Below are 6,917 nucleotides of genomic sequence, written 5' to 3' on the forward strand. Positions count from 1 at the left end.
GGAGGGATGGAGTGTTGTTTGAAGATCTTGGCTTGTATGGCATCGTCGCCACCAACAGGTGTTCCAGTTGCTTCTGCCATAAAAACGGTGGAGATTGTGTGCAGGCGAGCATCGCGGCCTGGATCGGAATAGGTTCTGAATTGTCCGGTCAGTTTCACGGTTAAGTTGGTTTCTTCTTCTGCCTCTCGCACAGCGGCTTCTTCAAGACTTTCTCCGTAGTCAACGAATCCACCGGGAAGTGCCCAGCCGTATGGGGGATTTTTCCTTTCTATGAGTACAATCCCTCCGTCAATAGTAATGATAATATCAACGGTGGGAACCGGGTTTTTAAACTCCTTTATGACCAGACCGCATTGAGGGCATTTCATTGGCAAATTTTCTGGATAGTTGACCAGGAGTCCACCATGTCCAAATTGTGGCGGCCCTGGTTCCATGGTTGCGTGTAAACGAGTGGGCAGCTTTCCAGGTGATAGGCAAGTTCAATACAGGTTTCAGCGCGGTCGTCTATGAAGTAGCGCAGGCCAAGATTTTTTATGAAAGCTGGCTTGCCGTCATGATCACCCATGGCAATGAGGCGGGTGTTTTTATAGACCTTGGGACCAAGAACCCATTCGAGCCATTCAGCAATTGGCTCCTTAAGCGGTCGTGCTGTTATAAATGATAAGGGTGCCTTTTTGGAAAGCTCGGTAAGAACCTCTACGGCTCCTAACATGGGTTTTAAATCGGCTTCGATTGGGTTTTTCATCAGTTTTTCAAAAATAGTGTCAAGGTTGTGAGAGTTGGTGTTCAACAAAAACTGGTGGTCTTGTGCTACGTACTAGGTAACTTGCTTGACAAATTGAGTCAAGAGATGCATTATGCCCTCGTATCATTCAAAAGAAAAATCGATAGAAAACATGACGTATTAACTGCTGTATTGTCGTCGAGTCAAGACGATATCGCTGCCATTCTGAAATCTATATTGCTGTCGTATTGAGAACACCGTCGTATTAAACCACAGCGCTGGAGCACTTACATGAAGTTACCTTCGTTAACCATCGGACAATATACAGCTCCAATCCCACTTATCCAGGGGGGGATGTCTATTCGAGTTTCCACGGCGGCACTGTGCGCACCGGTTGCAGATTGTGGTGGCATTGGGGTTATTGGTGGTTCAGCAATTCCTGTTGCCGAGCTTCAGGCCGATATTCGAAAAGCGAAAAAAGCAACGAAAGGGATAATTGCCGTTAATATCATGTATGCCATGAAAGATTTTCATGAACTGGTCATGGGATCCATCGAGGCAGGTGTCGACATAATTGTTACCGGGGCGGGTTTTTCCAGAGACATTTTTAAGATTGGTCGGGAGCACAATGTTCCAATCGTTTCAATTGTTTCTTCACCGTCTTTTGCAAAACTTGCTGAGCGATTAGGTGCTGCAGCTATCATTGTCGAAGGAAAAGAGGCTGGTGGTCACCTGGGAACCGATAAATCGTTAAGGACTATCTTCCCCGATATTCGTGCGGTTGTTAAAAACATTCCGCTGATTGCAGCCGGTGGTATTTCTGATGGCTATGAAATGGCCGAAATGATGGATACGTACGGTGCGGACGGCGTTCAGATAGCGACTCGCTTTGTTATGACTAAGGAGTGCGATGTTTCCCCTGAGTTTAAACAGGCGTTTGTTAATGCCGGTAAGGATGACGTTGGCTTGATGCACTCTCCCGTTGGTATGCCTGGCCGTGCCATTCGCAATAAGTTTATTGAGAGGTTGAGTGCCGGGGATAAATCACTGCGTCCCGAGGAGTGTCAGTTTAAATGCCTGCGTAAGTGCGATTATGTCTACTGCATCAATGATCGCCTGACTCGCTCGGCCATTGGTGGAGATGTTGATGGCGGCTTGATTTTTTCAGGCGAGAAAGTATATAAGTTTAATGAGATCATTTCCGTTCAGGAAGTATTTGATCAGTTTGTCTCTCAAGCTGAATCTGTCTACAAAGAGTCCATTTGACCTTTTTCAAGGTTTCATTGTCATAGATAAGGAATGCCACTCAACTCATCCATAGATAGCGCGGAACTAGTACGGAAACCGCTTATTATACCTCGCAGTGAGCATACGATTTCCCGAAAACAGATAGACCGAGAAGCGTTGAAGGTTCTCTATCGTTTGCGTGATGAGGGCTATATAGCCTATCTGGTGGGTGGTGGTGTGCGTGATATTCTGCTTGGCAAAGTACCAAAAGATTTTGACATAAGTACAAACGCCAAGCCTGCCCAGATCCGCAAGATATTTCGAAACAGCCGGATCATCGGGCGACGCTTTCAGCTTGTACAGGTTTTTTTTGGGGGTGGAAAAATTGTCGAAGTGTCGACCTTTCGCTGTCAAAGTGAGTTTGAAGTGGATGGCGAGGATGCTGTGCTTCCGTCCAATAATATCTTTGGTGATTCTGCAGAAGATGCATTTCGACGCGATTTAACCATAAATGCCCTGTTCTATGAGATTGAGACATTTACGGTTATCGACCATGTCGGTGGCGTCAAAGATCTCAACGATAAAATCGTGCGTCTTATTGGTGATCCGCAGCGCAGGATAATTCGAGATCCGGTACGGATGATGCGGGTTATTCGACATGCTGCTCGGGCCTCTTTTGAAATTGACCCTGAAACCTTTGTGGCTATCTGTCAGCATCGCGACAAACTGCTTTTATGTCCTGTCTCCAGGATACGCGACGAGCTGTTTAAAGATCTGAGTGGAGGGGCTTGTCGACGTTGGGCTGAACTGGCAATTGCCAGCGGCTTGTTTTTTGTGATTTTTCCTTTTTGCAAGAAAGTGATGGCGGATGGCCCTGATGCTCAGAAGCATTGCAAGTTTCTGTATGATATGCTCGATGTGGTAAACAGGTTAGTTGTTGAGGGGCGGGTGGTGCCGGAGGATCTGATTTTATCAGCACTTTTCTTGCCGTGGGCCTTGAGTGAACCCGATCTTATGGCTGTGAAAACGCAAAAGGATTCATATCTTTTATCACGCAGGTTGCGCGATAGTTTCGCAGAGGCACTTTCGTATCTTAACGTTAAACGAAGCCTGCTGGACTCCGTTTCTCGAGGCATTGCAACCTTGCCGCTTATTGTGAACCTCAAAGATGGCAAGGTCTGGCCGAAGTGGCTGAAAAAGAAGAGCTATTTTGAAGACGGACTGTTGCTGTATCAGATGTATAACGAGGCTATTGGTGCAAAAACGCTCCCATCTTCCGAGCTCAAACTTAAAGCCGATGAAGATCGGAGCGAGCCAACTTTTATCAAGAAGAGTTTTGCGCGTAGTGGTGGCCCCCGTGGTGTTGCTTTTGCTCCGTCTACTGTCGGTGGTGTTTTTGGATTTCGGAAAAAATAAGCCTTACTATGACTACTGTCGATCTTGAAACTCTTCGTGCTAAATCGTGTCGCGAATTAATGTCCATTGCCCTGGATGTGAAACTCCGACATCGCGGCAGCCAATTTTCTCTTTGCAGTATTATTAACGCCAAATCGGGTCAATGCAGTGAGAACTGCCGTTTTTGTGCCCAGTCCGCGCATTTCAAGACCGAAGCCCCTGTCTATCCTCTGCTGGATAAAAAAACTATCCTGAAAGCTGCCAGACAGGCTAAGGAAGACAAGGCGCAGCATTTTTCCATCGTTACCAGTGGTCGGGGGCTTAATTCCGCCGACGTCAAAAAGGTGGCTGAGATTATTTCAGCAATTAGAAGTGACGTTGGTATTGCAGTCTGTTCGTCTTTGGGGATATTAAAGAAAGAAGATTTCTTGATATTAAAAGAGGCTGGAATGACTCGTTATCACCATAATCTCGAGACGTCAAAAGAGTTCTTTCCACAGATAGTAACAACGCATAGTTTTGATGAACGAGTTGATACTATTGTTGCGGCGCAGGAAGTCGGCATAGAGGTCTGTTCGGGCGGTATTTTTGGTTTGGGAGAAACAGAGGTGGATCGCATCTCTATGGCACTGACACTGCGAGAGTTACATGTGGATTCGGTGCCTATTAATATCCTGATTCCTCTGCCAGGAACTCCGCTTGCCGGACAGCAGCCTCTGAAATCTGAGGAGATCCTGCGGTCAATTGCCTTGTATCGAATAATTCTCCAAGACATTCCTGTGCGGTTGGCGGCTGGGCGTGAATCGGCCTTGCAGGATTTTTTAAGTTCCGCTTTCATGGCTGGTGCTGACGGCATGATGATCGGTGGTTATTTGACGGAGAGAGGGCGCCCGACTGCAAAGGATCTCGAATTTGTTCAACAGATGCAACGGCTTTGGGAGTGCTAACAGGTTCTTAAAAATGAAAAACCTGCTTTCGGGGAAAAAGCAGGTTTTTGACTGGAAAGGAGTTCAAGAGTTTTAATCTTGATTTCTTAATATAGCAAAAGGTGTACCATTTCTTTTGTTTCTTGTTTTTCGTTGTATTTTTTCTTGGTAGCCTGCCCTGGGTCCCCCGCCTTTACGATCATCTCAAATATTGTTTTTTTCTTCATCAGCAAAAACCATTTCTTCACTACCTGTGTAATTATGCTATGAACTGTATTTAGCCGGGTCTTGTTCGGCTTTCGTTATATTTGTTAATAAAAACAGGTGGTTGTCGGTACAGAAAATTGTATCGGTGGACGAATTGAATACCACGCACATCGTTATCGACCAGATCTCTGACCTGTTCCGTTGCCCAGTGCACCCCAGCTTTTGCGACATACTCATCGTTATGGGCTCGGCTTACCGACCTTAGCAGTCGGGCAGGGATTCGCGCCCCTGCAGCAAGTTCGGCCATTCGAGTCATGCCATGAATCGAAGTGATGGGCATAATTCCGGCTATAATCGGCACATGAATTCCGGCCAACTGGCATCGTTCGCAAAAATCATAAAAATCCCTGTTATCAAAAAAAAGTTGTGCAACAATATAGTCGGCGCCTGCATCAACCTTGGCCTTCAGGTACTCAATCTCTTTAAGGCGGTTCTGAGTGGCAGGATGCCCTTCAGGAAAACCCGCCACGCCGATGCAAATATCCGGAAAACTCTTTTTTATAAATCCGACAAGATCTGCGGCGTATTGAAAACCATCAACTGGATTTACAAACTCTTTTTGTCCTGCCGGGGGGTCTCCCCGAAGAGCCAGAATATTGTCAACATTATTGTCTTGATAGCGCTCAAGGATTTTGCGTATTTCATCACGGCTATGCCCCACACAGGTTAGATGGGAGACAACCGTCAGATCTGTCTCCTTTTGTATCCGAACCACCAGATTGTGGGTATGATCACGAGTCGAACCGCCCGCACCATACGTAACACTTACATAGGCAGGTTTAAGGGGAACTAGTTCCGAAATACTTACGAAAAGCTTGTCCCAGCCTTCTTCAGTTTTTGGTGGGAAAAACTCAAAACTAAATGTCGAATACTGTTTTGCTAAAATATCTTTAACGCGCATACCGGCCCCTTATAATAAATCATTACAACCTATGAAATCCGACTAACCAATACTGATTGAAAATCAGGTCATTTTTTGGTACTGCACCATATCGACCACGCCCTCAAAAGTCAAGCACAGCGGCTTTATCTGCAGTGATTGCCCATACAAAACCGTGGTTTCATGAAATTACACCTTTCTCTTCAGCCCCGAGTTTGTTAAATTAGCCCACATGGAAGCAAAAAGTAAAACTGAGTTAATCAAAAACATAACGGCTGCCATCGCCGAATCCAGGAATACTATCGAGAACCTTAAGGAGAAGACTAAACCTATTTCCCCAGACAATGCCATTGGCAGGATCAGCAGGATGGATGCCATCGGCAATAAAAGTATAAATGATGCCGCACTTCGAAAAGCTCAGGAACGCCTTACCAGACTCAACTATGCTCTCACCAATATGGATCGTCCCGATTTTGGGATATGTATTGACTGCGATGCAGAAATTCCCCTGGGTCGAATTATGGCAGTGCCCGAAAGCACTCTTTGTGTTACATGTGCCGAAATGGCCGAATAAATTAATTCCCACCAGCCGATTTTCTTTTTTTTCAGGTCTGGTGCGACACAAATTTACCCTATAAACTAAAACCAAAAAATTAATAGAAAAGGAAAATGATCATGAGTGACGCTTCACAAGTAACTGCTACAATTTCAACAAGTAAAGGTGATATCAACCTCCGCCTTTTTGCCGACCAGACCCCCGTTACCGTGGCCAATTTTGTTAATCTGGCCCAACAGAAATTTTATGACAATTTAATTTTTCACAGAGTACTCAGTGACTTTATGATTCAGGGCGGTTGCCCCAATGGCACCGGCACAGGCGGCCCTGGCTACAGATTTGAAGATGAATGTCGAGCAGACTTAAAGCACAATAAGCCCGGCATTCTTTCAATGGCGAATGCCGGCCCGGGAACAAATGGCAGCCAGTTCTTCATAACCCACCTGCCAACACCATGGCTCGACGGTAAGCATACCGTTTTTGGGGAGGTGCTAGGCGAGGCGGACCAAGACGTAGTTAACAGTATTGCTCAAGGTGACGCCATCAACTCCATTAACATCAGCGGTGACACCACAGCACTTATGGAAAGCCATAAGGAGCGGATAGAAACCTGGAATGCCCAAATGGGATAAGCTTTTCCTTAATCTCAAGGTCTTGACACCAAAAAACGTTTCATAACACCGACACTGCCCTGTAACGACTCCACCCCATAAGTACAAAATATTGTACTTATGGGGTGGAGTGCCAATTTTTCGATCAGAAAACACCGTAGACTTTTTTCACATATTCAACGTCTTCTCACTCCCTCCCCCGTTGCAGTTCCCAAAAAAGACACTACCACCATGTCACATACGACCAACTTGCAGTGGTATTCAATTCGTCCACCGATACAATTTTCTGTACCGACAACCACCTGTTTTTATTAACAAATATAACGAAAGC

8 protein-coding genes are annotated in these 6,917 nt (G+C 45.7%); 5 read left to right on the plus strand and 3 right to left on the minus strand.

What is annotated here, in order from left to right; all coding sequences use genetic code 11:
- On the minus strand, window positions 1-368 hold a 368-nt coding region (locus tag HQK80_14425; GenBank protein ID MBF0223394.1), incomplete at its 3' end, for an NUDIX hydrolase.
- Window positions 365-745 carry a hypothetical protein gene (locus tag HQK80_14430; GenBank protein MBF0223395.1) on the minus strand — a complete coding sequence of 127 codons (381 nt, stop codon included), beginning with the start codon at window positions 743-745 and terminating at the stop codon, window positions 365-367. The genes HQK80_14430 and HQK80_14425, both read right to left, overlap by 4 nt.
- A gap of 270 nt (window positions 746-1,015) precedes the next feature.
- Between HQK80_14430 and HQK80_14435 the strand changes: the two genes are divergently transcribed.
- The 3 genes from HQK80_14435 to bioB are packed head-to-tail and all read left to right on the plus strand — an operon-like array spanning window position 1,016 to window position 4,293.
- Complete coding sequence (locus HQK80_14435; GenBank protein ID MBF0223396.1) at window positions 1,016-1,990, plus strand: nitronate monooxygenase; 975 nt, start codon at window positions 1,016-1,018, stop codon at window positions 1,988-1,990.
- Between the two features lie 33 nt (window positions 1,991-2,023).
- Complete coding sequence (locus HQK80_14440) at window positions 2,024-3,367, plus strand: poly(A) polymerase (protein MBF0223397.1); 1,344 nt, start codon at window positions 2,024-2,026, stop codon at window positions 3,365-3,367.
- An 8-nt stretch (window positions 3,368-3,375) separates the two neighbouring features.
- On the plus strand, window positions 3,376-4,293 hold the full coding sequence (bioB, locus tag HQK80_14445) for a biotin synthase BioB (GenBank protein MBF0223398.1): 918 nt from the start codon (window positions 3,376-3,378) through the stop codon (window positions 4,291-4,293).
- 256 nt (window positions 4,294-4,549) lie between these two features.
- Here the strand turns inward: bioB and metF are convergent, their stop codons facing one another.
- A complete protein-coding gene (gene metF, locus HQK80_14450; GenBank protein ID MBF0223399.1) occupies window positions 4,550-5,440 on the minus strand; it encodes a methylenetetrahydrofolate reductase [NAD(P)H] in 891 nt (296 codons plus the stop codon).
- A 211-nt stretch (window positions 5,441-5,651) separates the two neighbouring features.
- Between metF and HQK80_14455 the strand changes: the two genes are divergently transcribed.
- Window positions 5,652-5,993, plus strand: a complete 342-nt coding sequence (locus tag HQK80_14455; protein ID MBF0223400.1) for a TraR/DksA C4-type zinc finger protein — start codon at window positions 5,652-5,654, stop codon at window positions 5,991-5,993.
- A gap of 101 nt (window positions 5,994-6,094) precedes the next feature.
- Window positions 6,095-6,607: a peptidylprolyl isomerase gene (locus HQK80_14460; protein ID MBF0223401.1), complete on the plus strand. Its 513-nt coding sequence runs from the start codon at window positions 6,095-6,097 to the stop codon at window positions 6,605-6,607.
- The last annotated feature ends 310 nt before the right edge of the window (window positions 6,608-6,917 follow it).

Source organism: Desulfobulbaceae bacterium (assembly GCA_015231515.1).
Lineage (GTDB): Bacteria > Desulfobacterota > Desulfobulbia > Desulfobulbales > VMSU01 > JADGBM01.